This is a genomic window from Stenotrophomonas maltophilia (assembly GCF_013464485.1).
Lineage (GTDB): Bacteria > Pseudomonadota > Gammaproteobacteria > Xanthomonadales > Xanthomonadaceae > Stenotrophomonas > Stenotrophomonas maltophilia_AW.
In genome coordinates this window covers 94,426-118,912 of sequence record NZ_RAUX01000004.1, presented here as the reverse complement: position 1 = coordinate 118,912, position 24,487 = coordinate 94,426, and the positions used below count along the sequence as shown (strand labels likewise).

Sequence of the window (24,487 nt, the reverse complement as noted above, 5' to 3'; positions counted from 1 at the left end):
GGGCCGATTTTTCAATCGACCCTTTTAGTCAAACCGCTTTTCAATTTTAGGAGAACGATGGACCTTTATCGCCGCTCTCTGGGCCGTCGTATTTCTTGTCCAGTGCCTTCTGTTCTTTCTGACGCTCTTCATAACGCTCAATCTCAGCTTCCTGGAAAGCCGACCAACGATTAGTGGTGACTTGCTTGGGTGCTCTTTCATCGATTGCAATCCCTTTGCGAATGCGACGTTCTTTCAACTTTTGCAGAACATCGGTCTCTACGAGATCGATTTTGCGAGGTTCAGTGCGACCGAATTGAGATTTGATCGCGTGCTCAACGTCCTGCGGGTTCTGAAATGAAGACACCTCTTTTTCATACCTCCGTTGGCTTTCGACTTGCTTCGCATGCACTGACTTCAAAGCCTCCTCTTGTTTCGACCGCTCGCTTGGAATCACTGACGGCTTCTCGCGTAACAGATTCACTTCTTGTTCGAGAAGTTGTCTGCGCCTACCTGCGGCCTCTGCAAGAGCGTTTGCTCTGTCTAAACCGTCTTGTTGTCTTTCAATGTCGTTCATTAAATACCTCCAAATTCATTTAAACAGTCTTTTAAATATTGCACAGTTTCCGGTTTTGACAAGTCGTCAATGTCTTTCGATTGCACGAGATCAGTAGTGATGTAGTCGATGGATTTGACACCAGAGCGATAGAGGCCAACAAATGGTTCGCCAACGCCGACATGCGCCGCGAATTGATCTTGTTTGACGATTTCTTGCTCTTTGTGTTCAACGCGAGCCGATTCCTTTTTCATCAAAGCAACTCGCTCAAAGTTGATCTTTTCAGGGTTTTTATCGAGCGGATCAGCGGATGAACTCTGACTCATCAACACTTCGTATTTGCGCAGTTCGCGCAGATTGGCATAGTTCGGATGGTTCACGTCGTTCATGATTGAGTTCGACACGTCATCGTAGCTCGAAGAGTAGTCAACACCTTGAACTCGGTGAACAGAAGACGTGAGCTTCGCTTTTCCGTATTTTTTCTGGATGTATTCCAAAGTCTCAGCAGAGACGGTGAACACGACGTCGCTTGTCATTTGCAGCAAGAACAGATCAGCAGCGTTGTTGCTGCCCAGGGCTTTTCTGAGCGACTCAATGCCCTGAGTTCCTGTGAACACCATCATTCCTAAACTTCTGCAAATCGAGAAGAATTCAGCGTCTTTAAGGCCGCAAATCAAATGGACCTCATCGATGATGCAGACCACTTTGGTCTCTGTCTTCGACCATTGAGGTCTTTCTCCTCTGGACTTGATGAGACGGAAAACACGCTGCTTCACAAGCGAATTAACGATGGTCGATGCAGCTCCATGAACCGCTTCGTTAAGGTCGATGGTGACGCTCTCCCCTCTGATGACTTCCTCGGGGTGGAAATCTCCTTTTTCGTGAAGCATCCATGGGACACCTTCTGAGCAAACCAATTTGGTGCCCTGCGCTAATTGGTCGAACTTGTTTTGCAGTGAAATAGTGAAGCTCGACTGCTGTTCTGGGCCTAACTTCTGGAACTCGTTCGTGTAGTGCCCAATTGCACGAGTCAAAAGAGAGCCAGGACGTGCCAATTCGGGGTGGATGAGGCCACCCGCTTCCCGTTCTTCGTAATCGGAAATCGAGAAGTTCTCGTCTTGATAGCCAATGAAATCGAAGAGCTTAATGAGGTCCTTCGAGTAGTGAGTTTTCGTGCCCTCATCCCCTTTGGTGAGATGAACTCCGGATCTCAGAACCTGATAGATGGAGATTAGACCTTGCGCTGAATCGCGATAAGGCTCACTCAGCAAAAGTTCGGTGATCAGCTGCACTTTCCCCTGAAGATCAACAATGCGCTTGTCGTATATGCTCTCTCTTCCATTCAAGTAATCTTGATGAGATTTAAGCTGCAGGAACGCCATCTCTTCGTCGTGTTCAATCAGCTTGTCGCAGTAATAGTTTCGCATTTTTGATTCCATGTCCCGCGCGGCTGCGGACCAAATGTGTATCGCATAGCGGCAAAGGGTTCTCGAACCGTCATCCCAAATCCGAGACCTGGAATCGACCTCTGAATCACCCACGTCAAACAGTCCGGCTTCGATCTGCTCGATATCTAACCCTTCGAACATGCCGAACCGGATGCCGGTCTTTAAGACCTGATCGAAAGCCTTGGCATACTCCGCTCCCAACGCACCCTTCCCGCATAACACAAGAATGCCGAGCTTCTGCCTTCCCGATTTCGTCTGTAAAAGTTGGCTTACCACAGTCTTTCTTAGACTCTCGTTCTTTTTATTTGTGAGTCCGAATTTGAGCGCATGATTGAACCGCCTTAACGTATCATCATCGACATCAATAGAACCCATTTCCTTGTAACTTGTATTTGCCAATAAACTCATTTGTCACCTCCGTTTTTAGTTGAATTTTTTTCTTGATGCGTTAGATCGAAGACGATGTTGTTTGTGAGCACTCCCGCCACGATATTGTTTAAGAAGATCGTTTTCCCGGAGCCGGTCGAACCCAGAACGACCGTTCCTCGTCCAGCGTCGTTAGCGCTGAAATTCATATTGGCTCCGGACGCTGGCGAAAGCGCGTAGCCCTTTCTCGACAAAATTCCTTTGCTTTGACCAACTTGGAAACGCAGTGACTGATCTTCGACAGACGCTTTGGCTTGTCGTGCTTTTTGAATCTGCAATGCTTCTCGCTCAGACCCGTGCCGACTCATAGAGTTGACGCTACTGAAATCCGCGAGTTCTGCGGCTCTAATTCGAGACTCTTTCGAAGAGTAGTGCAGCGCGTAGAGGGCTGCACTAGCGAAAATCAGGGATGACGCAAGCGAGCCGAACCCGTGGTTAACGGTGAAGCAGACTGCTGCAAACAGAGTCACGCTGATCAAGATTGCACTAACGTTGATTGTCATCCAAAGTTTTCGCGACTTTTCGAAATGCAAACCTTTTCCAAAGGCGAAGGGAAGAATTCCGAAAAACAGAACCCAAGCTGGAAGGATAATGGTTAGTGTCCCAAGCATTAACAATGATGCAATGCCTCCAATTGACGCACACGTCGCAATCGCATACGGGAAGATGAGCAGAAGAACAGCGGCTTTCATGACTTCACTTTGCGAAGCCCAGGCTTTTTGATAGATGGTGATTAAATACGGAGCACTCAGAAGCAATGCTGGAAGACTCAGGAAAATTGATCCGGTGATTTGGAATACGAAAAACGCCAGGGCCGCGACAAGCGGAAGTGCTGCATACATCAAAGGCATAGCCAAAGATGCCACACCGATCACCGAATCCTTTTTTAGTCGATACGATTCCAGCGGCCTTCCGCTTTTTGTGAGATAGTTTTTTGTGTCCTTGGGTTGAAGCAGATCAGCTTCTACCCTAGGGAACCATTGCTTAAACGGTTGCAGATCAACCGTTTCTGGCACAACGAAACATCGGATATCAGAATCGTAATTCGCGCCAGCACGGATAGCGTCCTCTTCTTGATCGAGAGGCACATCTAAAAAGCGCGACTCAACGACAGAAATTGTATTAGGGTCGATAGTCACTTCTTCATATCGATCCACTGCTCTTTGTAAAATCCTTATGTCTCTGTCTCTTGTAATTTTTCCAACTAACATGCTTACCTCCTATTTTTATTGATAAATCTGAGTTGATGGATCTTGGTAGCGCTGCGGCTCCGGCTGGTTTGCGGAATTAATCGCATTGATAACCGTGTTCTTGACGTTGCCAAAAGCGCCTGGTTGATGCTCTTTGAATTTGCTCAGTGTTCCGCCGATGGCTCCAAGAGCCAGGGCAGCGAAAAACACTAGAAGCACTGCACGGAGCGCGAGAGGCTTTCTGAACTCTTCAACGACTTGTGTCGCTAGAAGCTGATCCTGTTCCCATACTTCGGATTTCTTTTTGTCGGCAGGAAGGTATCTGTCTTGTTCCAGGTAGTAGAACGACTGTGCTACTGTCCCTTCCATGTCTTTTCGTTTCCCTAAGAACTCGGTTGAGCTTGCAATAAGCAAACGACCGTGGAGGGTTAGGAACTTCGAGCCAAAATGAATTTTCTTTTGTGATTTCTCAAACATCGATTTCTCCTTTTCAATTGAATCATTATTTAGATATACAACGATTTTCGTGGGTGGCAACCCCTACCCACGAAAATTCAAGACTAAAATTGATATTCTTCCAGCTTTTGAGCCGCGTCTTTTTGCCACTGACTCTTCGCAGATTCTTTGGAAGGCTCTTCTTTCTTCTCGGTCGCTTTCGCAACTCGTTCTTTTTTTAGGGTTGGATGTGCGGGCACTGGTCCCTTTGGAGCAACGGTGGTTGGCGCTTCCAATACCGACTGTTCTGCACGTGGTTCCTGCCTTCCCTGGGGAAGTGGCGGCAATGCCTTCGGTGGGGCTTCTATCGTCGGAACGACCGCCTCAACAGGTTTGAGCACTTGCATTGTTGCGGGCTGGTCAGTCTTTACCTGCTTCACCGTTGCGGGCTCGACGCCTTCTTTATCGGTGCCACTGATTTTGAACAACCAGGCTGCGGTCAATGCAACGCTGAGTGCCACTGGAATACTGCACAGCATCCAAAACTTCATTCGTGTCTGTCGCTGCGCACTGCTGCTTCCCGCTGATGGCTCTCGACCGCTTTTGCTTTCCAGGACTTCCATGTCAACGCTCTTAATCGTGTCTTGCTCTTCGCGTTTCAGTCGGCGCTTCTCTTTCTCTGCTTGAATTTTGGCTTCCGTCTTTTCCTTGAACACCTGTAAGGATTTGAATGCACTCCTCGCACCTTTTTCCGCGAATTGAGTTGCTGCTTTTGCTTGCGCAGCAGCCAAGTCGGCATTTTTCTTGATGCGCTCCCTATTCCTTGCGGAGATGATGCGAGACTCTTCTTCCCAATCCTGTTCCGGTTCCGGCTCAACCGGCTTTTCTTCCATACGAGCTGATGCGGGCTTCTCAGTCAGCGTTCCTTCTTCTCGCTCTTCCATTAGTCGCTTGATGCGTTCTTCTCTCGTTTCTTTGTTCATAAGATCACCGAACCATCATTCGCAATTTTCTTGATAAAAAACCCGTCGTTAATCTCTTCCTTTGGTCGTTCAATATCGCAGAACGGCAGACTGCCATATCGATAGTCAGACTCAGGAGTGGTTGTTGCATTCTTCGGTCCAACAACAAWTTGACACTTCGCAGTTGACGATATTGCAATCACTACACCATCGCTGCCTGGTTCTTGATCGTGAGTAGCGTTCGTATCGCAWAACGGCAGKCTGCTATATCGATAGTCAGACTCAGAAGTGGTTGTTGCATTCTTCGGTCCTACAACAGCTTGGCACTTCGCAGTTGATGACACCGCAACAGCCTCGTTCTTGATTTGCTCGGCATGCACAACCGCCGATGAAAAAAGCAGGAGGACAGTGGCTATTGATGATTTCTTCATTTCATTTCTCCTTTTATAGGAGGAGCGATCAGCGCATGGCTAACCGCTCCTTTGGTTTTCTTACAAGCTGGTGATGGGACTGATGACAATCTCGTGCACTCCTGTGCAGTTGGCTGAGACCGTGGCATGAGGCATCTGTGCGTCACCAACAACCGCCTGTGGGACTGTCGCTTTTGGCGGCGTTGAGTAAGCGCCAACGTCTAACAATGCGACACCTCTGATTCTCAAAAGCTCAGCGGGCTTCAAGCACATCGCTTTGTCCGATCCTCTCAACTCAACTTCCAATTTCGAGTTGGGTTTCTTGTTCTTAATCAAGCTCGCAAGCTTGTCGAAGACTGCATTGGTCTCAGCCGATGGGTTGCGAAGATCATTAGGGTCGTATTGCAAGCGCAGCTCTTTCAGCTCGCTCTTGCGTTCAGCGCCCTGCCCCACTTCTTCTGTCTTGACTTGCGCTTGCAAGCCCGCGCGTTTTGCTGCTTCTTCAACAGCTTTTGCTTCCTTGACCTGGGCCGAATAGGACGCGACACCCGCAACGACTGCGCCCCCTGCGCAAGCTCTGAGAGCGTTGTCACTGTTGCCTGTGAATTTGGCTAACAGAGCACCTCCTGCGCAGCCGGCTATTGAAGCTTTTGCGACGCGGCCCTTGTCGGCTTGGAAGCCGCCTGGAACCGTTGCGCACGCACTTAAAGCCAAGGCAGTAATGATAGATGTGACTAATAATTTTGATTTCATGGATGATTCTCCTGTGTTGTGAACGATGTGATTTGACGGGTTATTGATCAGCCAAACTCTTACCCGCCTGAGTTCTTTGAGTCGGCTGTTTTTGGATTTGAGGAGATGCCAGGAGGATCTCGCTCATCGCGTCGATGAAATGACTCATCTGTTCTTTCATCGACGCAATCGATTCGTCATGCGAACGTCGCATCAGTTGAACCGCGTCGTAGATTTTGATTTGGCTCTCAATCGAATCGCGCTCAATCTTCTTTGAGAGATCCGTCAATTCTTTTTTTGTCTGATCGTCAGTTGAGGAAAGGCCTCGTTCAAAAAAGAGGCGCGCCAATGCGTTTTCCGGAATTCGCAATTGCTTTGCTCTTTCGCTCATTCGACTGAGCGTTGTAGCTTCGATGTTGTATGTTTTTCTCTTCTTCAACGCTCTCTCCTTTTTCTTTTCCAAACGTCATGATTTAGATATAGATCGGATTTCAAATTCGTCAATACCATTGCACTCAGCTTTTCTTTCAAGCACGACAAGGCTCTGGCTGCTTTTCAGCGTCAGATTGAGTGCAATGCTTTGGATTCAGCGGATAACGCTTACGGCTCTAAGAGTTTTGCGGTAATACTCACGCAAAGTTGGACGCAAGACGAAAACACCATGGTGCGTCTTGTGTATATGTTGAACCCCTTAGATCCATCAAGGGGACGCCAATCAGGTTTTTCCCATGAAGGCTGCAAGCGATGGCGCAAGACTTTTGAAAAAAGTCGCCGCTAGCCATCGCCAGCCGCTAACCTCCGAGCTATGTTTTTCAGTCGGAGTGAGGAAGTTTGGATTTTGATTTTCGCTTCGACGCTTTTCGTTTTTTTGCTCTTCGCTCTACCGCTATTGCCTTTCCGCTTTTCGTTGTTGCTCTCCGCTCTTCGTCGCACCGTCCTCCTTCCCTTACCCCCCCCCCTCTCGCTTTTCTCCCCACCCACCTTCCAAGTCACCACTCGCTCATTAAACTTTTTCAATCCCGCTCTCACTTCCCACCATCTGGTTTTTCATCCCCGAACCCTTCGTCTCCCCTTCCCTCTCTTACCGCCTTCAACCGACTCAACTTCACCAGGACACCTTCCCTCTTCCACCCTTTCGCCCACCATCACCTGACTCACCCGCCCTCCTCTTTTCCGCTTTTAGTCAAACGCAACTTGGAAGAGGAACGAACCAGATGTGGCTTTTAGTCAACTGATTGGCGATTCAATAATGACGGTAGTGTTTGACGGAAATGGATGGCTGGGGCGGTGGATTTTTCAAAAGCGATGAGGGTTTTAGTCTAATTAGAATGAGGCATGTTGGCACGGGATTGAAAAAGTTTAATAAGCACTTAGCAAATTGAGGACATAAAAAAGCCCCCGGTGAAGGAGGCTTTTTCAATGACGAAGCGAGAGGACGTATATTTTTAATTCACTGACTTCGCAGCTTCCTTTAACTTATCGTCCAAAGCTGCATCGAATGCCAGATGAAAGAAATTACCGACGGAGCTGGTTTTTTCTTTGCAATACCGCTTGATGCCGTTGACATAGGAACCTTCTTGGCGGGCAATCAGAGCGAATTGAGCAGTCACTTCCTGAGCGATAGGTAGAGCGGTCTCAGCGTAGTAATCAAGAGACACGCTCAGTGCATTGAAATCATCCGCACCTTGCGCCTTCAACTCTTTTCGAATGTTGTCAGCGAGGAACTTAGCAGCAGTCTTCGGAACCTCAGTCGCAAATCTCTCGATGTTCCCCTCATCACTCTCACTGGCACCCGCTGCTACTGCTCCGCATGACAGCGGTTCGAACGAGTCGGCCCAAGCGGGAAAGGAACCGCAGGAAAGGATAATCAGAACAATGTGCTTACAGAACATCATCACACATCCTTAGTCGTCGGACAGGAGCATGTTCATGACGTTCTCAACATCGCCAGCGTTATTGAACGCCAAGTCGTAAAGGTTGTTGATCTCCAAACTAGAATCGCTCGATTCGTAGATAACTCGCCCAAAACCATCGATGATTGCGAAAACTTTTTGGAATGTCCATGACCAGTCATCAACGTCCGCATAGTATTTATACCGCCGTTCGAACAGTGCTAGCGTCTGCCCTTTGAACTTGGCCTGGACATAAATCTCAATCTTATCGTCCTTGCCGTCTGTCAGTTGTTTCGGCGCACTACCGAACCGCCATTTGAGTTTTCCTTGGACCGTTTCCCAAGTGACCTTCTCAACCAAACGCATTGCCATGTCGTGCAGGTTCATTAATCCACTCCAATTACGTTGTCGTCTGCCAGCCCTTTGAGAAACTGAATCACGCCGAGCAGTTCAGTGTAGACGCTTTTCGTCGAATCGATATCGAGCATATTCTTCTCCGTCAGGAATTGAATCCGTTTTCGCAGACTCCGGATTGATTTTCTTTTCCGATATGGAAGCTTTCCGCTAACACCTTCAAGAGATGCATCCAATCGAGCCAACACTCCTCCGATTCCGATAGAGTCATCGTTGGTCATGGATATGAGCAGTTCGCTACTCATGCCTTCTAGCTCTTTCTTAATCTGAGGTAATCGAGCACGTCGGAGGAACTTGCTCGAAAGTGTCAAGGTCAAACACAACACCCAGAGTGTGGCGATGAAACCAGCGACCGTTAGAACATCTGCAATGAATGTGAGTGATAACTCTGGCATCAAGACATCTCCGTTAACATATCCCGCCACTGCGCATTTAGAACATCGTTCTGCTAATGACTCTTCCATCCCGTGTGTCGTAGCACAGCGCTAGAACAAGATCTGCTCGTAGGCCGTAATGATGGAAGTAGGTTCTATCATCCAACGTCATCGGCGCATCTGGACTGAGAGGTTCGCCAGAAGTGAAGCGGAAACCGTAAGCAAACTGGACCCGATTTTTCAGACCCGGAGCATCAGCAGCCGGAACAGGGCAAGCGAAGTCGATCTCTAATCCGTTGTCCTTTACCCAGCGCCGAACCGATTTGGTCGGGATCACCGCGTGGAGCTGAGTGCCGAATCGTTCCCCAGGCGGAGCTGGCAACTGGGCCAGCTGGCACACTTGGCTACCGGTATCGCCCCAGTCGTAGCAGCGCATCGTGCCAAGACGGAAGACCTGCTTGTCGGCGTCATAAGTTGCATACGGGGAGCTTGGCGGGAACAGGTAGACATCACCGCTCGCCATAGGCGCTAAGGCTGTGTCCACGTCCTGGACCCGCTTCTTGTAGTCAGCGGTCGTCTCGAACTCGCCCTTTCGAAGCTCGGGGAGCTTCTTGTCGAACCACTCCGCAAACATGCGCGGAGAGGTCAGTTGGACCTTGCCAGAGGCCGGATCAAGTTGGACGTGAGCGCTGTGAGCGTCGAACGGCCAGGGACGCCAAACCCAGGGCAGACGGGCCGGAGCTTGCTCAGCAGGAGCTGCTGCATCTGGGCCGGAAGCCGGAGACGCTTCTTGGCTCTGACACCCAGCGAGCGCTAGTGCCAGCCCGATGGCCAGAAAAATGGTAGAGCGCACGAACTTCCCCTGTTCACTGATGACTGCTCACATTGTAAGCGTTGTGTGAAGCCAGTCACACGTCAGAAAAACCCTACTTATCCTGCCTACTACGACGCCCCTTTCTCCTTGCATCCACCATCAGCTGAGTCAAACGCCCCCCTTTTCCGCTTCTAGTTAAATGATTAGTGAGGCGACATTGAAGAGTGTAACTGGGCAAATGGGTAGCCGGAGCGGTGGATTTTTCCGATAGCAATATGGTGTTGAGTCAAATCATGAAGAGGATGCTGCGTGGGGATTGAAAAAGTGTAACAAGAACTTGATGGATTCCGAGCACAAACAAAACTCCATTGAAGGAGGCTTACTGTCGGCCAATGTCTTTACTGGGGCTGGTGCCAGATGGTCACTATGTCATTGCTGTTTGTGCGTTTACCTGTGACGTTGAAGGCTGATGCAGAGTCAAGGGCTAGCATGCTGTTTTCGTCGCCGCACTCAGGCCATCGTTGCGATGGCATTCTGAACAACTGAAAATGCATCAGCGCTTCGTCATCGACGCCCAGGCTTGAATACTCATCAAAATTGCGAACATCCGCATCGTCCAAAAATGATTTTCCACCACCAATAGCTATTGCGAATGCAACAGGATAGGCTTTCAGGATGAAAATGTTGGAGAGATTCTTTGAGAAGAAATCGAACACCCGATAGTCACGGACGATGGTCATTGGAGAATGGAGATAAGGCCAGTAGTATATCTTTACGTCATCCAACAATGACTGATTGATACCTAGAACATAGCTGGATAGGTGCTCACTATATCTATCAAGACCCACCGAACACAGATGAGCGAGAACTCCAAGCGCAACACGCCTAGGCCTTACGAGTGCCGAACCATAAAACGGAATCCCCTCTCTTTTCTGACCAATTGCCTTAGCAAGCTGATTGGTCAGAGAAGCAAGCTCTCTGTCGTAAGGTTGAAGAATATTTCCGTTGCAATCGGCACACAGCGTTCGAAAAGGAACCCCATAGGAACGCTTTTCGAACTCCCCAGGCCCGTCTTGTGCAACCGAATCCAAAATACTCCAAATCCGAACCGCTCTACCTGGACTCCAAGACTTGGGCGGAACATGGTTCTCCGTCAAGTCTCGTTGCTGCCCACATATATTGCATCGACCATGACCCGGCCCAACTGGGAAGCGGAAGGTGCGGTCAGCCATTGGTCGCGTTCAAGCTATTAAGAGTTGCTTGTCCATATAGCATGAACGCGCTGCCAGCGGCATACACCACCCACGCATAGATTGGCCGCACAAAGCTAACGAGCACCAGACTCAAAATCATAGGTATCGCCGTGATGCCGAGCCAGTAGGCCCAGGTCATCGGTAAAGACGACAGGGAGCCTAGCGACTCTTGAAACTTTACGAAGAGGCCGTAGGCCAGCCAAGAGGCCAGCGGCCCGACGAACAGAAGCGCCAGTGCGTTCAACAGTCGGCTGCGTCTTGACACCTTGCCCTGCGGCATAGCCCTCTCCTTAGTGGTTTAGAACGACGGTGCAGCTTTCTGCTTACGCTCGTATTCCTCTTCGACAAAGACGGTGGCCTTCGGCGTAAACACGGAGATGTAGCCGAAATCAATCCTGGAAACCATGCCAGAGAACTTGACTTCAAGCGCCGGTGTCTTCCAGACCGCTTCATGAGATCGGAAGGACGCACCCATGCGGTTTTCCATGGCCTCTTCTTTGAGAGACGTGGGCTTACCGAACTTCGTTTGAAGCGCACGAAGAATGCTGTCCTGGTGCTCATATCCGTTTGTGGTGGCTTGCACACCTTCCACTACGCCATCAACAACGATGAGCGTGGAGTCCGTGCCAACACCGAGAGGCGTCTTGCCATCGCTGGTCACGAAGTCGATCTTGAAGCTGCTCTCCTTGTCCAGCGTCTCGCCCGGCTTGCCTTTAAGGATGCTGCGTTTCCAGCATGGCCGAACCGGCTGATCGAAGACGAAGGTGTAGCGGGCGAGATATCCCTCCCCGGTGAACTGGCACTCAGGCAAGTCGAACTTTGCCCCCAGCTCGATGCCCATGAAATCTGCCCCGTGTGCGAGTGCAGGAGCCATCAGCGCTGCGAGCACGCTTCCCATTGTCTTCTTTTTCATTGCAAACCCCCTGTTGAATTTTTCTGACACTTCGGTAGAACTAAGAGCCGATTGGCATGCGTGTCACATCGGAACGCCCATTTCATTGCCCTTCTCAATGAACACTTCGCCAGCCGCTTCAATAAGAGTCATATCGAGGTTGTTAAAGGGGTAGAAGCCTGCATTCTTATGAGCCTCTGACAATGCGGCTCCAAGGCACGCGAGCAGTGCAACTCGGTTGACATCTCCCTCTCTGCTCACAGAGAGTGCCCTGGACAGCGCCACGGCGGTGACTGCAATTTTGTGCGGTCGTTGACCAAACTTCCCGCTAAAAATATCGGGGCGGTCGTCCCAGGCTGCTTGGACGATGACGTTCGCAAAATTGGCCGGATTGCCAGTGAAGTAGCCGATGCGCTGCTGTTGTTCCAACAGGTTCTGGACACAGACCGCTGCTTCGCTCTTCTTAAAGTTGTCTTTGATGCCGCTGAACAATCCCATGTGTCGCCCTCAGGTCCCTGAGCCGGTTTCCGGCATTCCGTTGAAAACAGACCAATCGTCGTTCGAGACCGCATTGATGATCTGGTGATACGTCAGCGGAGTGGCTGACGACAAGTTCCACGCCCAAGTTACGGCGTCCTGAATCTTTGCCGCCTTCGCCAACGAAATCTGTCCGCTGGTCGCGGCCAGAACGAAGCCCTGACGCACCTCTTCGTCCTCCACCAGCGATTTGAGTTCGTCAAGATAGAGGTGGGCGAGCTTGAAATCGACCAAGCCGGGAGCTTTCTGCTTTCCAAGCTGCTGGTTCACAGCATAGAGCTCCAACACGAGAGGCTTCTCCAATTCGATACGTCGCAAATTCTGCTGCGCATTTTGGTGACCTTGGGCCGCTGCACGCTTGAACCACTCCTCAGCCTGCCCAATATCCCGTTTGCAACCTAGTCCTTGGTAGTGGAGAACGCCCAAGTTGAACTGCGCGTTCGCGAACCCTTGCTCTGCGGACTTCCCATACCAGTGATGGGCTAATTTGTAATTTTTGGCGACGTGCACACCCTTCCCGTAACAGAATCCAATTTCGTTCTGCGCTTCTGCTTCCCCATCATCAGCTCGACCCAAGAGTATTTGGAAGGCTTCGTCAGTTCTCTGCCGAGCGAGCGTGCTTGTGTCCATCAAACCGAAATCGGGGGCTTGCTCAACGGCCTTCCCAGCAGCGATGACGCTATCTATATCGTCCTGAATCCACTTCTCCACTGCTGCATGATCTTGAAGCGTAATCGTCGTGCCACCATCGCGCTCTCTTAAAAAGACGGCGTAATAAGCTTTCCCGTCAATCATCACAGAAGCCGATGCCGCCTCGTGGTCTGAGACAGTGCAGCCTTTCGAGACGGCATATGACCTGGCAGCTTCGTAGTAGAGTTCAGAGAACGTCGCCATGTCCCTCCTGGCAGAAATCATTGCACGGATGCGGCTCTCCACAGCTCGCTCCTTCCTAGTGTGCCGGGAGGCATAGATGTAGATGAGGTAGCCGATCAGAACCAGCCAGAGCGGAGGGAAGAAGAAGCCGAGCACGAGAAGAACCAAGATACCCAGGATCATCGGGTCAACCCTTGAGCATCTGGGCCGAAGGCGGGAGACGCCTCTCCCCCTGAAAAGCCTGCAAGGGCTAGGCCGAGCCTCAGGCTCAGAAAAATGGTAGAGCGCACGAACTTCCCCTGTTCCACTGAAGACTGCTCACATTGTAAGCGCAGTGTGAACCCAGTCACATGTCAGAAAAACCCTACCCGGTCTGCCTGCTACGATGTCCCATCATCCACAGGGGGTAGACATGTTCGGTTCGGCCAATCAAAAAACGGAAGTTCTGCAAGCAATTGAAAGCATGGGGTTCGATGAAGCGAGCCATCACTACGCGGCCATGGTTGCCTCCAAGATCCCAACCGTTAGCGTCCTGCATCAGTTCTACATGGAAGAGCTGGATGCGGCCTCCCAAGGGAACGCTTTGGCACGCTCTTTCGTTGAGGAAAGCCGCGTCTCGGAAGCAGACTACAAGGGAGCGTTGAACCGCTCCAACCCTGCTGTTGACGGGCCTGACGGCCCTCAGCAGCTCCTTTTGAAAATCTGCATGCAGCTCTTCGACAACGAAGATCTCATGGTTCGCTTCCGACTGCAGATCGTTACCAATTTGATTGAGCAGATGGAAGTCACCACTCCCTCTTTGTCTGCTCCGATTGAAAGCCCTGAGGATTTTGAGCGCCTAGCGGGTAAGATCGGGAAAACGCAGGCAACGCTTGAGATGAGAAATCAAGCTCTAAACGGAAACGCGTTCTGTCAGGAAACGATGTCTCAGGTCACGTCAATGTTGATTGACGATGGGAACGCGAGCGAACAGCTGCTGGAAGAGCAATACACTTTCACCAAATTGTCCGCTGAATCTGACAATCCCCAAGCCCAATACAATCTAGGGCTCATCTATATGCGGCGAATCAACACAGATGCTGAACAGTGGTCTCGACAAGACGTTGCGAACATGAAAGCAGCATTGATGTGGCATGAAAGAGCTTTAAAGAACGGCGTTGGTCAAGCCGACGCTGCGATAGCCATGCTTAAAAGCCTCCTGGAAGAGTAGGACGTAGTTAACAGCTCCTTCCTCTCGAAAAAAGCCTCCAACTAAGGAGGCTTTTTTGTGGGCGATAGCTTTCAGTAGTTCCATACGCTTTTGTAATCCCCGTTCATAATTTGGAAAGCAAAATTGACCACCGTCTCTATCTCTTTCCGACCAAATTTTTGGCTGTAATCAGAGAAAGCCTCAAACGCTTCCAGAAGCTCGTGGTCGGTTACCAGGTGGTCACCCGTGTTCCGCTCGACCAAGACTGCTACTTTTGACTCTCCCTTCGCAATGACACGCTTTGTCTCTTCATAGACCAGCTCTTGAATGGCTTCTGTCACGCTCTCATATTCTTTGAAGACCACGCCTTGGCGGGGAAGGTAGCTGAGAACAAAGGTCTGAGCTGAAAAATCGGGGTGAGCGATGACTAGCTCCTTGATGATGCTGAGTGAATGTTTTTTCATAAGTTACTCTCCTGTTTTTATAGAATTGTGGGTAGGCGAACTACCCATAGATTCAAGTTATACGGAGATGCACTTTTGACAAGCTCACAAAGATAAGAAAGAAAGACTAAAATCGAGAACCGGGCAAAGTTCACAGATTTGACTGAACAGGTGCTTATTAAACTTTTTTAATCCCCCCTTGCTTTACCCATAAAAAAAGCCCCCATGCTATGGAGGCTTTTCCGTTTGAAGCGAGCATCGCTTGTTCTCCCAGTTCGCTAACTGCATGCAGCGTATTGCTTCTTAGTCAACGACATTAAAAATTGCAGCTGCATCGGGATGTTCGAAATAGAACTCCCGCAAGTTATGGAAGTGATCGGACGCCACCATGCTTTCCTCAGCCTGTCCGTCTTCGTGATACATCCAGCTCAGTTGATTGACCAGATACGCTGTCACAGCCAGTCCTGCTCCGTCTGCGCTCATCAGATGCAGTCCGCCATCGCCGTCTTTTAAGCACATGGTTTCGCAGTCCAGCGGATACACATACCAGGCTCCGTTTGACAGCTCCATGCATGACCAGCTCCCGACTCGATACTCGTCACACAGCTCTCGTAAGAGCGAGGAGGCTGCTTCCGTAAATTGGTGTTTGCTTTCACCAAAGCATGGGAAATAAGGGCAACCAGTATTCCGGACACTTTCATAGGTCGCTTCACGACACGTGATTTTCTCAGACTCATCTCCAATTGATTTATTCATAGTTTCCTCCGTTTGTTTTTTTATGAAGCGGCGTTATTGCGGCTTGAAGTAAATATAATATATTTATTGAATTAATTTCAATTGTTTTTACGCATTAATTGTTGGAACTGAGAAGTACGTATCATTTATTTGCACTCAAATCAAATAGAGAACGGGTGCGGAAAAGTTTAATAAGCACCTCGTTTCCTCTATCCAATAAAAAAACCCCCAGTAACGAGGGCTTTTTAGTTCCAGGCAAGCATTGCCTTTCTCCCTGTTATGCAACCTCTTCCTCTTGCAGCAACTCCTCGATTTCGGCAAGACGTGCCAGCAGTCGCTCCTTCTCGCTTATCAGGTTGTTTCTGTCGTTCTGAGCGTCTTCGACGATGCGAACCGGAATCTCCCCTCTGGCGATCAGCGCTTCTGCTGCGGCCCTAGGGAAGTCTCGAATCAAAGCGGTGACCCCGTTAGGTCCAACGGCAGTCGTCCAGTTTTGTCGAGAGCCTCCTGAGGTAAAGCATCCCTTCAAAACGCTGACGCCATTGCCTAGAACTGCTCCCGTATCCCGTCCCCTAGCTGAGGCGAGCACCCGGCCCGCAAGGGTTAAGGGGCCTTGCCACTGTTCTTTATTCGCTTCTAAATCGACCTCGATGAGGCAAAGGTCAACTTTCAGGCCATCAGTCCCATAAAACTGCAAGCAGAGCGCTCTTACCTTCTCTTCTAGCTTGATGTCAAAGTTCCACGACTTGTCACCACCGTCCCACTTCCCTCCGATCCTCTTCGCCTGGGCGATGAAAGCAGCGTTGTAGGGGGCGATGACCGAAATGAGTTCATCATACTTTTCAATTTCAATATTCATATATTTCTCCAAGTTTAATTAATTGAAGAGATTCAATTGAGTCTCTTAATTAAAAGATATTACACGCCCACCAATTGTCAATCATTGAATCCAGGCCATTTGTTAAAAACGAGAAGAACTTCCCAATTTTCAATTCCAGAACCAGAAAAAGTTTAATAAGCGTCTTTTTTTCTTCACCCAATAAAAAAGCCCCCGTCATCGGGGGCTTCTCAGTCCAGGCATTTCATGCCTCCTCCTTCTCAGTGGATTGCATTCATCTGCTCAACCAACGCCAACAGCTTTTTAGCGTAACCAGAGCGTGACCCTTTGCATCTCAAATCCACATTCTCGTAGTCGATTTGCTCGTAGCCTTTGTTGTTCATGATGCGCGAATGCTGGTTGAACGTTTCCAACCCCTTCTTGTCCGTCTTCATCAGTCGCAGCACACCTGGGTGTTTGAACTTGCCACCACCTTTTGAAGCGAGTTCAGCGACGAAGACGAATTGGTTGTCAGCGATTTGCTTTGATGTGATTAATGTTTTCATGATTGTTTTCCTTTGGAGTTCAAGACAAAATTGCCTCTTAATTAAAGCGTAATTCAAATTCCGAATTCGTCAATCGACCCCTTACAGTCAATATGAAAATTTGAGAAATATCTCTCGTTTTTTAACTGAATTTACGCCAAGCGTTGGCGGATATAGCGCAATTCGGTTTCCAGTTGTCTTTGGCGTTTTTCGAGCACTGTATACTCTTGCTTCGTCAGCCTTTTCCGCTCAAACATCCGAATGTCAGCTGCGAGGTCTGGCGCGTATAGCCTGAGCTTGGAAAACATCAGGTAAAGAACAATGTCTTCAACGCAAGACACGCGCGTCTTGTCAGCATAGACAGAGCACGCATCGCGAACGAGGTAGCGGTCTTCGCCTTCTTTGGTGATGACGATAGGCTCTTGCTTGACTGCGAAGCGTTCAGAGCTATCCAACTGAACCGATTCGAGCCTACGGTTTGAATCGAGTTGTTTGAGCGCGTCCTTGACGGCTATCTCGACCCGGTTCTGTTCTTCGTTCAAGATGCGAACTAGGGCGAGCGGAAGACAAACCGAAAGGCGGCGTTTCACTTCTGTCAGAATCGGGGCTTTGGGTCTTTTACTAATATCTCTCATGCCGATCTCCTTTGATTAAAGAATTGAGTTGTATTCGCTTTGCTTTTTTCCAACGCCTCACAGCAGCTTGCATCATCAGCCGAACCATATTTGTTCTCGAAAGGTCGAGTGCGTCAGCGCGCAAGCGAATTGCAGCTTGGTCTTCTTTCGAGATCCGCGTCATTTGCAACCAGGTGCCAGCCTGATTCTGGTTATCCTCATATGACTCTTCGGTCTCGGCTAGATGCAATTCAAGCCGCAGCTCTTCGTCATCAAAGTTGTTCAAATAGTGCTGAATGATTTGACGCTGCAGCTTTGCTTTTCGGCACTCGGCTTCTGCGCTCCAATCACGAAGATCTTCATTGAGTTGAAAGCTGACGCGGGGGTTGGGGGCAACACGGTTTAATTGCTCGTCTTTCGGTTGTAGATTTCTTTTCATAGCTCTCCTTGTTTGTTGGATTGTGGCTCAAATGAGTCCTGTCTTTTGAGAGTAGATCGGATTTGAGAGTTGGCAAGAGCAGAACCAGCACGAAAATTCAAAAGCGGGAATAGTTCACGCTTTTGGTTCCAGGCGCTTATTAAACTTTTCCAACCCCAACGCCCATAAACAAGCCCTCTTAGCGAGGGCTTGTTCGACTGAGGCTTTCATTTCAACCACTCTGCGATAACTGAAAAACCGGGGTTTTTCGAGTTGGTTTTCGCGAACATCACATTTCGGATCGTTCTTTCGTATGGCGAAAAGCTGGGTGACCCCTTACATTTTTGAAAGAGAATGAAGAGAACGATTTCCTCCGCTCCTTCTGCCCATATTTTTTTCCCATCGGCTTGGACAAAGAGCTTGTTTTTGTCTCCCTGACGCTTCTTCCCGACAAGGAACGTGTCAAAAGGCAGACCGCGAAGTTCCTCGTCTTCAAACCAAGACACGCATGCCAAGTTTCCTCCGGGCTCAACTTCTTTAATGATGGTGCAAGCCAACTCTTTGGCGATTCGATACTCTCGCTTCAATTTCTTGCGGTCCCCACGCAGCGTCAAGAACAGCACTTCTTCAATAAATGTGTAACTGATTTCATTCTCTACAATTTTTCTCATGTGCATTTCCTTTTTTCGTTGTGAATGGAAGAGACTCAAATGAATCGCTTAATTCAAGACTAGAACGGAAATCGAATTTGGCAATAGCGAAGTGAGGTCAAATATTGAAAGCGGTATAAGTTCACGTTTTTGGAAGTGACGGGGTGTAAGGAACATGGAGTTGAAGATAGAAAGGGATTGGACTGAAAAAGTTTAATAAGCCCGTAAAAGCGCGAAGCCGCGCCATGGGCGCAATAGAGCGACAGCTCCCAGGCTTTTGCATTTAGCCGCTTTTTCTGGCTTTTGCTCTTGTCAGAATCGACTTACGTGCTACCAATTAATTATGAATTTTTTAATTGGAGAAGCGCTATGGCAAAGACGTGGATCAGACGAAGTTTGAGAGAGCAACAGAAAGGCTTGTGCGCGTATTGCGATGCGCCGCTTCCCGGAAGAGCGAAAAGCTCTCTACTCATCCCTGTGCAGGTTGGTGGTTCGAAGGACGCAGGCATTGTTCTCGCGTGCAATGAGTGCCTGGGAAGCAAGAGCCAGTCAGATCTTGCTGGGTGGCTTGCTATGCCTTTCCACCGCGTGTTGCCAAAGAACGTTCCAGGCTTGCTGGTGAAGCGCGCAGAAGCGGCTGAGCAGGCGCAGAACCACGAACTGCCTGTCGCTTACTCAGTCAATCGAAAGACGCTCAGGAAAGCACTGGAAGAGCGCTGGAAGAGTCCGCGAGTGAGAGTCGCCCTAGATGGGGACATCCTGGTCTTTGATCGTGAGCAGCATGGACGCGGAGCCGCGCTGGCAGTCCTGCGAAGCCAGCTTGCGGCAGTGGTTGAAGAGCGAGCGAGCGAAGTAAGTGTGCGTGTTCCAGCCCAACATCTCGAAAGAGCAAAGAGCGTGCTGGCTGCGCTCAACTGCTGGGTAGTCGGACTACCCACAAGTGGCACCTTGGGCGAGTTGAAGCGCGCTAAGAAGAAGACGCCAGTCCGGGGAATTAGCAAGCGGCAAAGGCAAGAGATGATGATGCTCAGAGACACGGACCAGCTGACAACGTTGGGGCGGGCTGATGTTGAACTCACTTTGCTGAAAGACGCGTATCGAAGACTTGGTGATGCTTGATTAGGCATAAAAAAAGCCTCCGGTGAAGGAGGCTTTATAGAGGGTGACGCTAGCATTGGATTAGGCCTTTTTCGGTGGCTTTGTAAGCGCCAGGGCATCGACGGATGCCTCTTCGATTTGTGAGATGAATTCCGCATACGACTCAGCAGTCTCGTCTACTGCAATATCATGAAGTTTCATAACCAATCGAGCGTGCTTTACGTCAGCGCTTTCTAGATAGCAGCAGTGCGTAAGAGAGCGACAAGCAACCATGTAGCTGAACGGCCATGCGCGGCTAGGTTCTCTAATGGTCCGTTGAATGATGCCTCCTGGGCTTTCAGCCGCATCAGGATAGAACCGTTTAGCTTTGTCGAAATGTCCGGTCGGGTGCTCAGTGCGCTCTTGTCTTCTTCTGTATTTCATGGCCCCGTTGTAAGCAGCCTCTTTTTCGGAATCTGTGAGTTTTGCATAAGCATTGTATTGCTTCAAAAAGATTCGTGCTTCTGCGATATCTGTAATTTCTAACGTCATAGTGTTCACCTTTTGTTTTTAGTGGGGACAGAGTCAAATGAGCCTCTTAATTAAAAGGTAAACGAGAAATCGAATCTGGCAATAGCATTAATGCAAAATAAAAGAATCAATTTGAAAAACTGGGCATATCTCACAAATTTGGGACATAAAAAAGGCCCCATATCTAGTGGAGCCCTTAATCTAGGTGCGCGGTTGATTTCACAGGGTTCGCTTCCACCGCTCAACCCCGGCTTCATAGATCATTCGTAGCATTGTTGTTTGCGGAAGATAGAGAACCTGGGCACGTTGAACAAAAGCGTCTTTGACTTCTTCGGTGACACTCACCTTCTGGCTCATCACTTGTTCCTGTTTCGCAGAACGTCGAATGGGAGCATCTTCGATTTCCAGCCGCATCAGTTCTTCTTCGATCTGCAAGTAGTGATAAAGAATGTTGCGCATGACTTGCACCAGCGACTTCTGTTGAAGCGCCGCCAGTGCTCTCAGATCGGCGTCCAGGCTTGCATGCAGACGAACGCTAGGAAGCAAGCAAGAAAGCCTTTGAATCGGCATCTCTTCGAAGAGCGGTCTCATACGACACACTCTTCTAAAAAGTAGTGGTTGTTCAGCGCTCTCTCTTCTCGCATCAATTCTTGAAAGAACTTGTCGTGAGCTGAGTAGAAGCCGTAAACCGCACTGCTGTCTTTGGAGACGTAGAAGAAGCGGTATCTGCCCATTTGCAAGCCTTTAAAGATCTGCACCTCTTCAAGCTCTTTGCTGTAAATCGCTTGATGCATATCTCCAAAGCTTTGGTAGTCGAAGAAGTCGGCGAACGCTTCTGCGCTGTATACCACCGCTTTGTCTGACACGCGTGCGCCTCCTGCCGCTGACGCATTAAATAGGACGTGCAAATCGCTGATGATTTTTCTTTCGCTGATGTAGTGCTTTGATGATTCTTGTTGTGCAATCGCGTTCATGAGTTCTGCTCCGTGTTTTTCTATGAGATTGAAGGAGGAAGCGTTAAAATGACTTCCTTAAAATCAATGTAAACCGGAACGGAGATTTGGCAATAGCGATTGGCGAACCAGATTAGACTAAAACGCAAAACCGGTAATATTTCACAATATTGGAGACGCCGAGTGACCATACCGACACATTGCGGCATGCCACCGCTTCATCTAAACATTGAAGGCCTTCGCGCACATGCTCTGATGATGAACATATTTATTCCAGAACCAGAGGTGTCAACCGAAAAAAGGAAGTGGCGTTCCTGGCTGGTGCATTGCCTTGTGAAAATGGCCCGTCATTACAACGAAGCGAGGTCGTTGATACTTGACCAGGTAAGTGAGGGCCAAAGGTCCTCTGCCGAGATGGCAAAGGGCCGATATTTGCCCATTTTCGACTATGCGTTCGCAATGGAAGACTGCATCACGTCGCTTGAAAAGGCGATAGCCTGTATCCGCGCTTTGTCAAAAAAAGGGGAAATGACATCCGCATTCGTCCTGGCACTAGATAGCGAGCAGCAGTCCCTGAATGCTTTTCGCAGGCAGCAGGAACATATGCACTCTCAAATCGCCGCAGGACAAACCGGCGATGGTCCAATCCTCGTGGCGCTGTCTGACAATGGCGACGGAATGAGGCTTCGAGGTCTTACGATGGGGTTCGATGCTCTATACAAGTTGATCGACGCTGTATATCGGGACATATCGAACCTCTTCCCGATGCACGATACTCAGTCGCCTCCGTCCCTGGGAGGGGCACCTCACCTCTCAGTGTCTATGACCACCACGGTAATTCAAGGCGATGGAACGCAATCAGAGGTTTGGTAACTAGGGATGCCGAACCGGAATGCTTCATAAGAAGAACCTCTCGCCCGCGTAAAACCGCGCTAAACGGTCAAAGTCGCAGAGGAACTCAGCGTGCTTAGTCACAACCAAAAACGGCCTGCGGCGGTCGGTAGCGATGTAGTGCACGCTGTGATCAGTGCCTTCGTAACGCTGACCTGGACGAATCATGGAAGACACTTCGCGAGCCTTCAAGAAGCCTTGTGCGAGTTTCTTCGATGACGTGTCTTTGTAGAGGATGACAAAGAGCATTACAGCTGAGATCGCAATGAATGCGAACATGAGCCCGTCTCCAAAATGGGGCCAGAAGCTGTCGGCAACGTTGAGTGCGAAAGTAGTGGTGTTCATATTGTTCTCCGGTTTTTAAGGGGTAGAGATGAAAATTCATTCCATACTTAGACCCTAAGACACGGAGAAAAACACGCAAGACGCGCTTTTCGACTAAAACAAAAATTTGTGAAAAAGTTCCATCATGAGTAGGCAGACTACCCACAATTCAGGGCGGAGCCGCGCCCTAGGCGCAACCGCACCAGCGGTCCAGGCTTTTGCTCTTAGCGCTTCTTTTAAGGCAAAAAAGCCCACCTTTCGGTGGGCTTAGTCTAGGCAAGAATTTCTGGCTGAATCAGGCAGACGGCCATTTCTGACCCGGATTCTGGTCACGCCACTTCTTGCCTGCGGCACTTTCAGCCCAATCCTTGAATGCTTGCGGCGTAGGCCCCTTGCCGCCGTAGGTCTCACCGGTCGGCAGCTGATAGTTTTTCACGTTGCGAGCGATCTTCTTAGCAGCAGACTTCCGCACCGTCTTTTTGGTGGTCTTCTTCGTAACACTCGCACTCTGAGATGCGCTGCGCTCGTAGATCTCCTCAACGATCTCATCAACCTGGTCTGCATTGAAGTGTTCAGCGAACTGACGAATCGATGCAAGAACGTCGTTAAAAGCTTTTTCCGCCTCAGCAGCCAGCTTCCCCTTCTTCACTTCTTCGATTGCGGCGATCTTCGCGCGCAATTCCTGCGCCTCTTGTTCCAACTGCTCCAAAGTGCGACTGTCTTCGTTTGCCTTGCTCGACTGGGTGGGAGTCGCAGTCGGATGAGGCGTAGGCACCGGAGTCTGTTCCGGCTTTCCCGCGTTCTCTTTGTTCGGCGTGGTCGAGGGAGTCGGAGTGTGCGACGGGTTCTTGTTTGCCATCTCTTCTAATTCCAAAGTTGTGGGAACGAGCTACGAAATGGATCATAAAAGGGCTCGCCAAACTTTAGCAAGCCCTTTTTCAAAAGAAGTCGGTCTTTCTTTAATTGCGCCCATTTCGCTTCTTCACGACTCGCCTGTAAAGCTGCCGCTGGGTTTTCCTTTCATCCTCCCATGCCTTTACTGTCAAGCACTTGCGTTCATCAACAAGCTTCTGGGCGACATATGACGCCAAAGCAATGATCGAAGTCGCAATAGGGACCTCGTAGTCGAACTCAGCGCCGGTCAGCTTTCGGAGCTGCTCCCGAAGCTTCGGCGGAACGGTCATCATCATTCGATTCGCCCGCTTGCCTTCGTCCGTCCGGTAGTCATGAAGAGAAGGCTTCGAAACCAGATCTCCTGGTGTTCCTAGAACCAAGTGGATTCGCTTCCCGGTGTGCGCATTTCTGCGGGATACAGTGCCTTCTTCGAACTGGAAATAGGTCTTCCGCGCTGGCTCGTCCCCTGCTGCCACCTTATCCCCTGGCAACACGTCTTCCAGGCGCTCATGCATCACTGCGTCGTGTCTGCTCTGATGCACGACAGTGAGTGCAGCAGACAGGTCTTTCATTTTTTTCATACGTTCACCTCTGATTTGATTTTTTTGACGATGGAGAGCGTGTCGAACTGGACGTGTCGAACCCCTCTCCCCTTGATTTGGTAGATGGTTGTCCCCTCCGCATACGCGCGGGAAAACCCGGCTCTGTCCGGGATGACAACAGCGCCTTTCAACTCGGTGCTTGACAGCCGTTCCCTATGCTCTGCTCTCGCTTTGTTGACCCTATTCGCAACGACGATGAAGCGCTTCTTTTTCCGCTTTAAGAGGTCAATCGTGCGCAAGAACACAACATATGAAACGGCATCCAAGGCGGTGGGGACGATGTAGAGATCAGCGTCCGGAAGGACTTCGTTGTCGTTGAGGCGCGGAGGCGTATCGAGGATTTCCACATGGAAGCCTTTGCTTCGAGAGCGAGCCACGACGAAAGGCGTTTCATCAGCCAAAGCTGACCATGCGAGAGCGCTGCCCTGAGGATCTTGGTCGATCAGGAGAACGCGTTTCTTTTCCACCTCAGCGAAGTAACTAGCGAGAGCAAGACTGTGGGTAGTGCGCCCTACCCCGCCTTTCGCGGAAAGCAGACATAGGCGGACGGTCATGAGTCACCTCTATTCGGTTGAATCGAACCCATGATCAAAGCGAAGACAACAGTTAGGATGAGG

General features: G+C 49.7%; 34 protein-coding genes. 3 read left to right on the top strand and 31 right to left on the bottom strand.

Going from position 1 to position 24,487, the window contains the following annotated elements; translation table 11 throughout:
• Window positions 1–46 precede the first annotated feature (46 nt).
• From D7Y61_RS02315 to D7Y61_RS02235, 17 genes are all read right to left on the bottom strand, one after another.
• A complete protein-coding gene (locus D7Y61_RS02315; protein WP_180864839.1) occupies window positions 47–556 on the bottom strand; it encodes a hypothetical protein in 510 nt (169 codons plus the stop codon).
• Window positions 556–2,391 carry a TraM recognition domain-containing protein gene (locus D7Y61_RS02310; RefSeq protein ID WP_180864838.1) on the bottom strand — a complete coding sequence of 612 codons (1,836 nt, stop codon included), beginning with the start codon at window positions 2,389–2,391 and terminating at the stop codon, window positions 556–558. The genes D7Y61_RS02315 and D7Y61_RS02310 overlap by 1 nt, the downstream gene beginning before the upstream one ends.
• Window positions 2,388–3,620, bottom strand: a complete 1,233-nt coding sequence (locus D7Y61_RS02305) for a DUF5710 domain-containing protein (protein WP_180864837.1) — start codon at window positions 3,618–3,620, stop codon at window positions 2,388–2,390. The genes D7Y61_RS02310 and D7Y61_RS02305 overlap by 4 nt, the downstream gene beginning before the upstream one ends.
• 15 nt (window positions 3,621–3,635) lie before the next feature.
• Window positions 3,636–4,076, bottom strand: a complete 441-nt coding sequence (locus tag D7Y61_RS02300; protein WP_180864836.1) for a hypothetical protein — start codon at window positions 4,074–4,076, stop codon at window positions 3,636–3,638.
• Between the two features lie 83 nt (window positions 4,077–4,159).
• Window positions 4,160–5,017, bottom strand: a complete 858-nt coding sequence (locus tag D7Y61_RS02295) for a hypothetical protein (RefSeq protein ID WP_180864835.1) — start codon at window positions 5,015–5,017, stop codon at window positions 4,160–4,162.
• Window positions 5,014–5,427 (bottom strand): hypothetical protein, encoded by a 414-nt coding sequence (locus D7Y61_RS02290; protein WP_180864834.1) that lies wholly within the window; start codon window positions 5,425–5,427, stop codon window positions 5,014–5,016. The genes D7Y61_RS02295 and D7Y61_RS02290 overlap by 4 nt, the downstream gene beginning before the upstream one ends.
• Before the next feature lie 60 nt (window positions 5,428–5,487).
• A complete protein-coding gene (locus tag D7Y61_RS02285) occupies window positions 5,488–6,159 on the bottom strand; it encodes a hypothetical protein (protein ID WP_180864833.1) in 672 nt (223 codons plus the stop codon).
• A gap of 40 nt (window positions 6,160–6,199) precedes the next feature.
• Window positions 6,200–6,577 (bottom strand): hypothetical protein, encoded by a 378-nt coding sequence (locus tag D7Y61_RS02280; protein ID WP_180864832.1) that lies wholly within the window; start codon window positions 6,575–6,577, stop codon window positions 6,200–6,202.
• A gap of 1,006 nt (window positions 6,578–7,583) precedes the next feature.
• Window positions 7,584–8,033, bottom strand: a complete 450-nt coding sequence (locus tag D7Y61_RS02275) for a hypothetical protein (protein WP_180864831.1) — start codon at window positions 8,031–8,033, stop codon at window positions 7,584–7,586.
• 9 nt (window positions 8,034–8,042) lie between these two features.
• A complete protein-coding gene (locus D7Y61_RS02270) occupies window positions 8,043–8,417 on the bottom strand; it encodes a hypothetical protein (RefSeq protein ID WP_180864830.1) in 375 nt (124 codons plus the stop codon).
• Window positions 8,417–8,689 (bottom strand): hypothetical protein, encoded by a 273-nt coding sequence (locus D7Y61_RS02265; RefSeq protein WP_180864829.1) that lies wholly within the window; start codon window positions 8,687–8,689, stop codon window positions 8,417–8,419. Before D7Y61_RS02265 ends, D7Y61_RS02270 begins: the two co-directional genes overlap by 1 nt.
• Before the next feature lie 187 nt (window positions 8,690–8,876).
• On the bottom strand, window positions 8,877–9,671 hold the full coding sequence (locus tag D7Y61_RS02260) for a hypothetical protein (protein WP_180864828.1): 795 nt from the start codon (window positions 9,669–9,671) through the stop codon (window positions 8,877–8,879).
• 359 nt (window positions 9,672–10,030) lie between these two features.
• Window positions 10,031–10,864, bottom strand: coding sequence for a hypothetical protein (locus D7Y61_RS02255; protein WP_180864827.1), 834 nt, complete (start codon window positions 10,862–10,864; stop codon window positions 10,031–10,033).
• Window positions 10,857–11,165, bottom strand: coding sequence for a hypothetical protein (locus D7Y61_RS02250; RefSeq protein ID WP_180864826.1), 309 nt, complete (start codon window positions 11,163–11,165; stop codon window positions 10,857–10,859). The genes D7Y61_RS02255 and D7Y61_RS02250 overlap by 8 nt, the downstream gene beginning before the upstream one ends.
• 18 nt (window positions 11,166–11,183) lie before the next feature.
• Complete coding sequence (locus D7Y61_RS02245) at window positions 11,184–11,798, bottom strand: hypothetical protein (RefSeq protein ID WP_180864825.1); 615 nt, start codon at window positions 11,796–11,798, stop codon at window positions 11,184–11,186.
• 63 nt (window positions 11,799–11,861) lie between these two features.
• Complete coding sequence (locus D7Y61_RS02240; RefSeq protein WP_180864824.1) at window positions 11,862–12,275, bottom strand: hypothetical protein; 414 nt, start codon at window positions 12,273–12,275, stop codon at window positions 11,862–11,864.
• 9 nt (window positions 12,276–12,284) lie between these two features.
• On the bottom strand, window positions 12,285–13,370 hold the full coding sequence (locus D7Y61_RS02235; RefSeq protein ID WP_180864823.1) for a tetratricopeptide repeat protein: 1,086 nt from the start codon (window positions 13,368–13,370) through the stop codon (window positions 12,285–12,287).
• A gap of 229 nt (window positions 13,371–13,599) precedes the next feature.
• Between D7Y61_RS02235 and D7Y61_RS02230 the strand changes: the two genes are divergently transcribed.
• Window positions 13,600–14,397, top strand: a complete 798-nt coding sequence (locus D7Y61_RS02230; protein WP_180864822.1) for a hypothetical protein — start codon at window positions 13,600–13,602, stop codon at window positions 14,395–14,397.
• Between the two features lie 71 nt (window positions 14,398–14,468).
• Here D7Y61_RS02230 and D7Y61_RS02225 read toward each other — a convergent pair whose 3' ends face one another.
• The 7 genes from D7Y61_RS02225 to D7Y61_RS02195 form a co-directional block, all read right to left on the bottom strand.
• Entirely contained in the window at window positions 14,469–14,840 is a 372-nt protein-coding gene (locus D7Y61_RS02225) for a hypothetical protein (protein ID WP_180864821.1), read from the bottom strand.
• Between the two features lie 282 nt (window positions 14,841–15,122).
• Window positions 15,123–15,575, bottom strand: coding sequence for an antirestriction protein (locus D7Y61_RS02220; protein WP_180864820.1), 453 nt, complete (start codon window positions 15,573–15,575; stop codon window positions 15,123–15,125).
• Between the two features lie 256 nt (window positions 15,576–15,831).
• Window positions 15,832–16,413, bottom strand: a complete 582-nt coding sequence (locus D7Y61_RS02215; protein WP_180864819.1) for a hypothetical protein — start codon at window positions 16,411–16,413, stop codon at window positions 15,832–15,834.
• A gap of 239 nt (window positions 16,414–16,652) precedes the next feature.
• Window positions 16,653–16,937, bottom strand: coding sequence for a hypothetical protein (locus D7Y61_RS02210; RefSeq protein WP_180864818.1), 285 nt, complete (start codon window positions 16,935–16,937; stop codon window positions 16,653–16,655).
• A 131-nt stretch (window positions 16,938–17,068) separates the two neighbouring features.
• A complete protein-coding gene (locus tag D7Y61_RS02205) occupies window positions 17,069–17,551 on the bottom strand; it encodes a hypothetical protein (RefSeq protein ID WP_180864817.1) in 483 nt (160 codons plus the stop codon).
• On the bottom strand, window positions 17,538–17,969 hold the full coding sequence (locus D7Y61_RS02200; protein WP_180864816.1) for a hypothetical protein: 432 nt from the start codon (window positions 17,967–17,969) through the stop codon (window positions 17,538–17,540). Before D7Y61_RS02200 ends, D7Y61_RS02205 begins: the two co-directional genes overlap by 14 nt.
• 206 nt (window positions 17,970–18,175) lie before the next feature.
• Complete coding sequence (locus D7Y61_RS02195; protein WP_180864815.1) at window positions 18,176–18,619, bottom strand: hypothetical protein; 444 nt, start codon at window positions 18,617–18,619, stop codon at window positions 18,176–18,178.
• 348 nt (window positions 18,620–18,967) lie between these two features.
• On the opposite strand from D7Y61_RS02195, the gene D7Y61_RS02190 reads away from it, so the two are divergent.
• The gene (locus tag D7Y61_RS02190) at window positions 18,968–19,717 is read left to right on the top strand and encodes an HNH endonuclease (protein ID WP_180864814.1); all 750 of its coding nucleotides are present in this window, start codon (window positions 18,968–18,970) and stop codon (window positions 19,715–19,717) included.
• A 60-nt stretch (window positions 19,718–19,777) separates the two neighbouring features.
• Here the strand turns inward: D7Y61_RS02190 and D7Y61_RS02185 are convergent, their stop codons facing one another.
• From D7Y61_RS02185 to D7Y61_RS02175, 3 genes are all read right to left on the bottom strand, one after another.
• A complete protein-coding gene (locus D7Y61_RS02185) occupies window positions 19,778–20,227 on the bottom strand; it encodes a hypothetical protein (RefSeq protein WP_180864813.1) in 450 nt (149 codons plus the stop codon).
• 198 nt (window positions 20,228–20,425) lie between these two features.
• On the bottom strand, window positions 20,426–20,797 hold the full coding sequence (locus D7Y61_RS02180) for a hypothetical protein (RefSeq protein ID WP_180864812.1): 372 nt from the start codon (window positions 20,795–20,797) through the stop codon (window positions 20,426–20,428).
• Window positions 20,794–21,180: a hypothetical protein gene (locus D7Y61_RS02175; RefSeq protein WP_180864811.1), complete on the bottom strand. Its 387-nt coding sequence runs from the start codon at window positions 21,178–21,180 to the stop codon at window positions 20,794–20,796. The genes D7Y61_RS02180 and D7Y61_RS02175 overlap by 4 nt, the downstream gene beginning before the upstream one ends.
• A 162-nt stretch (window positions 21,181–21,342) precedes the next feature.
• On the opposite strand from D7Y61_RS02175, the gene D7Y61_RS02170 reads away from it, so the two are divergent.
• On the top strand, window positions 21,343–22,032 hold the full coding sequence (locus D7Y61_RS02170) for a hypothetical protein (RefSeq protein WP_180864810.1): 690 nt from the start codon (window positions 21,343–21,345) through the stop codon (window positions 22,030–22,032).
• A 24-nt stretch (window positions 22,033–22,056) separates the two neighbouring features.
• Here D7Y61_RS02170 and D7Y61_RS02165 read toward each other — a convergent pair whose 3' ends face one another.
• The 4 genes from D7Y61_RS02165 to D7Y61_RS02150 all read right to left on the bottom strand — a co-directional run bounded on the left by D7Y61_RS02165 (window position 22,057) and on the right by D7Y61_RS02150 (window position 24,424).
• The gene (locus D7Y61_RS02165) at window positions 22,057–22,395 is read right to left on the bottom strand and encodes a hypothetical protein (RefSeq protein WP_180864809.1); all 339 of its coding nucleotides are present in this window, start codon (window positions 22,393–22,395) and stop codon (window positions 22,057–22,059) included.
• A 274-nt stretch (window positions 22,396–22,669) separates the two neighbouring features.
• Complete coding sequence (locus D7Y61_RS02160; protein WP_180864808.1) at window positions 22,670–23,233, bottom strand: H-NS family nucleoid-associated regulatory protein; 564 nt, start codon at window positions 23,231–23,233, stop codon at window positions 22,670–22,672.
• Window positions 23,234–23,333: 100 nt separating this feature from the next.
• A complete protein-coding gene (locus D7Y61_RS02155; RefSeq protein WP_180864807.1) occupies window positions 23,334–23,840 on the bottom strand; it encodes a hypothetical protein in 507 nt (168 codons plus the stop codon).
• Window positions 23,841–23,845: 5 nt separating this feature from the next.
• Window positions 23,846–24,424, bottom strand: a complete 579-nt coding sequence (locus D7Y61_RS02150) for a ParA family protein (protein ID WP_180864806.1) — start codon at window positions 24,422–24,424, stop codon at window positions 23,846–23,848.
• Window positions 24,425–24,487 lie beyond the last annotated feature (63 nt).

What these genes read in the sequence shown, in the direction of transcription:
- D7Y61_RS02315 (WP_180864839.1), bottom strand. Translation starts at nt 556, where the DNA reads ATGAACGACATTGAAAGACAACAAGACGGTTTAGACAGAGCAAACGCT.
- D7Y61_RS02310 (WP_180864838.1), bottom strand. Translation starts at nt 2,391, where the DNA reads ATGAGTTTATTGGCAAATACAAGTTACAAGGAAATGGGTTCTATTGAT.
- D7Y61_RS02305 (WP_180864837.1), bottom strand. Translation starts at nt 3,620, where the DNA reads ATGTTAGTTGGAAAAATTACAAGAGACAGAGACATAAGGATTTTACAA.
- D7Y61_RS02300 (WP_180864836.1), bottom strand. Translation starts at nt 4,076, where the DNA reads ATGTTTGAGAAATCACAAAAGAAAATTCATTTTGGCTCGAAGTTCCTA.
- D7Y61_RS02295 (WP_180864835.1), bottom strand. Translation starts at nt 5,017, where the DNA reads ATGAACAAAGAAACGAGAGAAGAACGCATCAAGCGACTAATGGAAGAG.
- D7Y61_RS02285 (WP_180864833.1), bottom strand. Translation starts at nt 6,159, where the DNA reads ATGAAATCAAAATTATTAGTCACATCTATCATTACTGCCTTGGCTTTA.
- D7Y61_RS02275 (WP_180864831.1), bottom strand. Translation starts at nt 8,033, where the DNA reads ATGATGTTCTGTAAGCACATTGTTCTGATTATCCTTTCCTGCGGTTCC.
- D7Y61_RS02270 (WP_180864830.1), bottom strand. Translation starts at nt 8,417, where the DNA reads ATGAACCTGCACGACATGGCAATGCGTTTGGTTGAGAAGGTCACTTGG.
- D7Y61_RS02265 (WP_180864829.1), bottom strand. Translation starts at nt 8,689, where the DNA reads ATGAGTAGCGAACTGCTCATATCCATGACCAACGATGACTCTATCGGA.
- D7Y61_RS02255 (WP_180864827.1), bottom strand. Translation starts at nt 10,864, where the DNA reads ATGGCTGACCGCACCTTCCGCTTCCCAGTTGGGCCGGGTCATGGTCGA.
- D7Y61_RS02250 (WP_180864826.1), bottom strand. Translation starts at nt 11,165, where the DNA reads ATGCCGCAGGGCAAGGTGTCAAGACGCAGCCGACTGTTGAACGCACTG.
- D7Y61_RS02245 (WP_180864825.1), bottom strand. Translation starts at nt 11,798, where the DNA reads ATGAAAAAGAAGACAATGGGAAGCGTGCTCGCAGCGCTGATGGCTCCT.
- D7Y61_RS02240 (WP_180864824.1), bottom strand. Translation starts at nt 12,275, where the DNA reads ATGGGATTGTTCAGCGGCATCAAAGACAACTTTAAGAAGAGCGAAGCA.
- D7Y61_RS02235 (WP_180864823.1), bottom strand. Translation starts at nt 13,370, where the DNA reads ATGATCCTGGGTATCTTGGTTCTTCTCGTGCTCGGCTTCTTCTTCCCT.
- D7Y61_RS02230 (WP_180864822.1), top strand. Translation starts at nt 13,600, where the DNA reads ATGTTCGGTTCGGCCAATCAAAAAACGGAAGTTCTGCAAGCAATTGAA.
- D7Y61_RS02225 (WP_180864821.1), bottom strand. Translation starts at nt 14,840, where the DNA reads ATGAAAAAACATTCACTCAGCATCATCAAGGAGCTAGTCATCGCTCAC.
- D7Y61_RS02220 (WP_180864820.1), bottom strand. Translation starts at nt 15,575, where the DNA reads ATGAATAAATCAATTGGAGATGAGTCTGAGAAAATCACGTGTCGTGAA.
- D7Y61_RS02215 (WP_180864819.1), bottom strand. Translation starts at nt 16,413, where the DNA reads ATGAATATTGAAATTGAAAAGTATGATGAACTCATTTCGGTCATCGCC.
- D7Y61_RS02210 (WP_180864818.1), bottom strand. Translation starts at nt 16,937, where the DNA reads ATGAAAACATTAATCACATCAAAGCAAATCGCTGACAACCAATTCGTC.
- D7Y61_RS02205 (WP_180864817.1), bottom strand. Translation starts at nt 17,551, where the DNA reads ATGAGAGATATTAGTAAAAGACCCAAAGCCCCGATTCTGACAGAAGTG.
- D7Y61_RS02200 (WP_180864816.1), bottom strand. Translation starts at nt 17,969, where the DNA reads ATGAAAAGAAATCTACAACCGAAAGACGAGCAATTAAACCGTGTTGCC.
- D7Y61_RS02195 (WP_180864815.1), bottom strand. Translation starts at nt 18,619, where the DNA reads ATGAGAAAAATTGTAGAGAATGAAATCAGTTACACATTTATTGAAGAA.
- D7Y61_RS02190 (WP_180864814.1), top strand. Translation starts at nt 18,968, where the DNA reads ATGGCAAAGACGTGGATCAGACGAAGTTTGAGAGAGCAACAGAAAGGC.
- D7Y61_RS02185 (WP_180864813.1), bottom strand. Translation starts at nt 20,227, where the DNA reads ATGACGTTAGAAATTACAGATATCGCAGAAGCACGAATCTTTTTGAAG.
- D7Y61_RS02180 (WP_180864812.1), bottom strand. Translation starts at nt 20,797, where the DNA reads ATGAGACCGCTCTTCGAAGAGATGCCGATTCAAAGGCTTTCTTGCTTG.
- D7Y61_RS02175 (WP_180864811.1), bottom strand. Translation starts at nt 21,180, where the DNA reads ATGAACGCGATTGCACAACAAGAATCATCAAAGCACTACATCAGCGAA.
- D7Y61_RS02165 (WP_180864809.1), bottom strand. Translation starts at nt 22,395, where the DNA reads ATGAACACCACTACTTTCGCACTCAACGTTGCCGACAGCTTCTGGCCC.
- D7Y61_RS02160 (WP_180864808.1), bottom strand. Translation starts at nt 23,233, where the DNA reads ATGGCAAACAAGAACCCGTCGCACACTCCGACTCCCTCGACCACGCCG.
- D7Y61_RS02155 (WP_180864807.1), bottom strand. Translation starts at nt 23,840, where the DNA reads ATGAAAGACCTGTCTGCTGCACTCACTGTCGTGCATCAGAGCAGACAC.
- D7Y61_RS02150 (WP_180864806.1), bottom strand. Translation starts at nt 24,424, where the DNA reads ATGACCGTCCGCCTATGTCTGCTTTCCGCGAAAGGCGGGGTAGGGCGC.